Raw genomic sequence first — 3,797 nt, 5'->3', positions numbered from 1 at the left:
AAAGTACCCGACCCAAGTAAACCTGTACCCTGTACTGCCAGATTGCAATGGAAAGATTATTATGAAAAAGTAGAATTGCCAAACGGTGCTTATGTACTGACCAACAAAAGCACAGCTATTTGTACTGCAAAAGGTGGAAATGTAAAAATAGTTCAACATGGCCAGCAAGCCAACATTACTGCACAGGAATTAGAAAATGCCAAGGCTGGCAGTTGGGCCGCTGATGGTCCCCTGCTTACCGAAGAACTGATTCATACCGAACAAGCGGCAAAAAATGAAGATGAAGATGGTGCAACAGTAAAATCGATAATACCTTTATCTTACCACGATCAACAACCGCTCAATACGCCTATTACTTTTAAAGCCGATTTTGCTGGCAAAGCAACCGGTGCAGATAAGCAAGGAGTAAACTGGGTAGTCTATGATACAAATGGCATCCCCTTGCAATTGCGAAACGATGCAGGCGAAACCCTCACCATTACCTTTAAGAAAGTTGGCACCTATTTAATTGAAGCTTATGGCAAAACCAACGGTGATAAAAGAATAACCAGGCCTTATACCATTAAAGAAAACGAGATTGAAACCGTGACCACAGTTGATGGAAATACAAAAGYAAGAATAAATGTACCTATAACCTTTAGGCTTCAAAGCCTTTTTCAGTCTGTGGCCCTACCAGGCGACATCAGTACTATTACTTGGGAGGTAACCAAAACAGGAGGAATTGGTATTCCTACGCTATTAACCCAGACAGGGAACATCACTCAGGTAATCTGTAACGAAGAATGCAGCTATGTGGTATCTGCATGTTTTAATGGTATTCCAAAACAATCAAAACAGATACAGGCTTTAAAAAATGATATTACTTCAATCATCACTTCGACACAAAGCACAAGAATAAAAGAAGAGATAACTTTTAGCGTAAAAGACCATTTTAAAATATTGCCCACGTTACCGCAGGAAATTGCTTCTGTAAAATGGATATGCAAAGATATTGATGGTAAACCAGTTGAAGTTTTTAAGTCAAAAATAGGTGAAACCATAACCCATCAATTTGACGAACCGGGTGAGTATACTGTGCAGGCATATATGGTACAACCAAGCGCAAAAGTAGCGGTTAAAATAATAGTTGCACAGCCCGAAGTTATATTGGCACAGTGGGAATATCCCGAAGGTGGTAAAAAAACAAAAACAGGCTGGGGCGAACCAAACCATGCCTACATTAAATTTAAAGCGGCAGAAGGTTTAATTGTAAATTTAGAATATGGTTATTTAGATCACAGCAGCAAAGCGAGAGCCATCCACGTGATTACAGGCTTCAGAGTCCCTCAAAATCAAATATTAGATTTAGAGAAATACAATTTCATCCCCAATGCAGATAAGTATCAAAAACTGCTAAAAGAAGGGACAGCATTTTACTTCAAAGTATACTCGACTGATAAAAAATATGAAATCTTAAATGGGAATATTCCTCAACCGCTGCAAAAACTAAAACTGGTTACCAAAGAAGAAATTGTAAGCATCGAATTTTTAACCGACAACAAACCGGTTATCCAAGCACTATACGGCAGCAAAATGAAATGCCGCATCCGCACGCGTAACCTAAGTGCAAAAAATGTATCTGTAAAAATTTACAGAAAAGAAAGCCGCCTTGGATTCGACAATTTAAGGAAAGATACACTTGTACACCATAAAGAATACCCTTTAAATGATAACGGTATTGTTGAGTTTGATTTCATATTGGCCAAAAGCTGGGAGAAAAGTTATAGTGAAAAACTGCATCGTTTTTATGCCATGATAGAAGAAATGGAGTTTTTAGGAACAAGCAATACTTTAGTAGCCTTTAAAAATGATGTACCAGCAAATGGAGGGAAAGCATTGGTGGGCGTGGGGAATCAGGAAGACAACAGTCATAGTGATTGCCCCAGATGTAATAAAGACATTACTACGGTAGAACTAAAACAAATATTTAAAGATGCTGATGATGCCACGCTCACAACGGTTGCCATCACCTACAACAAATACATGGCCGATCTTGGCCTGAATACCTGCTGGGTTAAAGCACATTTTTTTGCCCAGATCCGGGTAGAATCCGGAACTAAACTGCATTTGAAAAGCGGAGAAAACATGAATTACAGTGCAGATACGCTGATCAACGGTAACTTAAATAAAAAAACTGGAAAAAGGGACAATCCGCCTTTTTCGTATTTTACAAAACATAAAGAAGATGCCTATAAATRTGGAAGAACCAAAGATCATGAAGCAAATCCGCAAATGATTGCGAATCTTGCTTATGCGGATAAAAACCGCAGTGTTGGAAATAGAATTGGCAATACACAGGAAGGAGATGGCTGGAATTTTAGGGGAAAAGGCTTGATACAACTAACAGGAAGAGAAAATTATAGCAAAGCAAACACTTATACTTTAAAATATGAGCAGGTGGATATCCTTAAAAATTCTGATATTGTAGCTAAGGATATTAAAATTGCGGTACTAACTTCAATGGCGTTTTATAAGTGGAATGGGTTGATTACGAAATCAAATGGGGCACTAGAAAACAAACCAATTTCACAAGGAATAGGTAACGAAGTTGGAGACAGTTATACACTAAAGCAAAATACTTTTGATAATTATAGTTCTAAAGTATTTAAGGTAGGTGAATGTAGCTGGAAAAATATTGACATTAAAATATTGGGTAATCGCGCGCCTTGGATGGAAATAGCATTAAATGAAGCTAAAGTAATGAGAGGTTGTTTGGAGTCAGAAAATCCGATGTATACAAAAGCAAAGGAATACTTGTCTTATTGCAAAAACACTGCTGAGCCAACAAATGGTGAACAAGGTGCATGGTGTGCAGCTTTCATGAATTGGTGCATTAGCAAAACTAAAAATGCAAAAACTAAACTTCCATATAGTCATTTAAATTCAGCCTCATCCTTAGCTCCTATAAGTAATTCTAAATACAAGAAAATACCTGAGCCCATATACGGTTGTTTTGTCGTTTACAAACATACTGACGGTAAACATGGACATACAGGATTACTATTTGGAAAAAACACCAGTGGAAAATATATACTTCTCGGTGGCAATCAAAATGATTCAATCCGATTTAGTGAATATGGTGATTATACAAGTAAAAGTAAGCAGAAAAAATTATACGGCTTTTATATACCTGTGGATTACACTATTAAAGACATAGATAAATTAAATAGCAATGATATTTATGGTGATATACAAGCATTAAATATAAAAATTGGCATTAAAAACAAACCGGATGGAAAAACTAATTAAAAGAAATCATATGTACATTAAAAAAACGTTAATCTACTTCTCTATTATTTTATTATTAATTGCCTGTAAAAATAAGCCCGCTAAAAACAATCAAATAGTTAAAGAAACAGAAATGAATTTAACAAAAAATGAGATTAACGAAATTAAACAACATCTTGAATATCAAAAACAGATGGTAAGTGATGAACTAGATCCAGAAGATCCATATGAATTGACACCTAAAGATTTAGAGTTAGCATCAAAAGTATTACTTCTAGGATTAAAGAATAGTGGTTATAAAGTAGTTAACGATGAAATATTTTATCAAAAGATTAATGAAATATTTGGCATAAAGAACTTAAAAAGTTCTAACAAAATAAATATAACAGACAACTACATTACTCTCTTTGGTCAACAGTATAAAGATTATAAAGAATTATTAAATAGTGAGATGGATGTTTTCGCATATAATGAAAATTATTATTTAATGAGAAAGGAGCATTTATTTACCGAATTTCAAACGCTAAAAG

At 35.3% G+C, this 3,797-nt stretch carries 2 protein-coding genes; both read left to right on the top strand.

Going from position 1 to position 3,797, the window contains the following annotated elements; all coding sequences use genetic code 11:
• The coding region (locus AC1DPQ_RS20890) for a PAAR-like protein (RefSeq protein WP_477610751.1) at nucleotides 1–3,288 on the top strand (3,288 nt) is incomplete at its 5' end.
• A partial coding sequence (locus AC1DPQ_RS20885; RefSeq protein WP_477610750.1) for a hypothetical protein occupies nucleotides 3,272–3,797 on the top strand: 526 nt, incomplete at its 3' end. The genes AC1DPQ_RS20890 and AC1DPQ_RS20885, both read left to right, overlap by 17 nt.

Source organism: Pedobacter sp. 01T416_2, from assembly GCF_056398925.1.
Note: the sequence above shows the minus strand (reverse complement) of the source record. Positions and strands in the feature narration are given on the sequence as shown.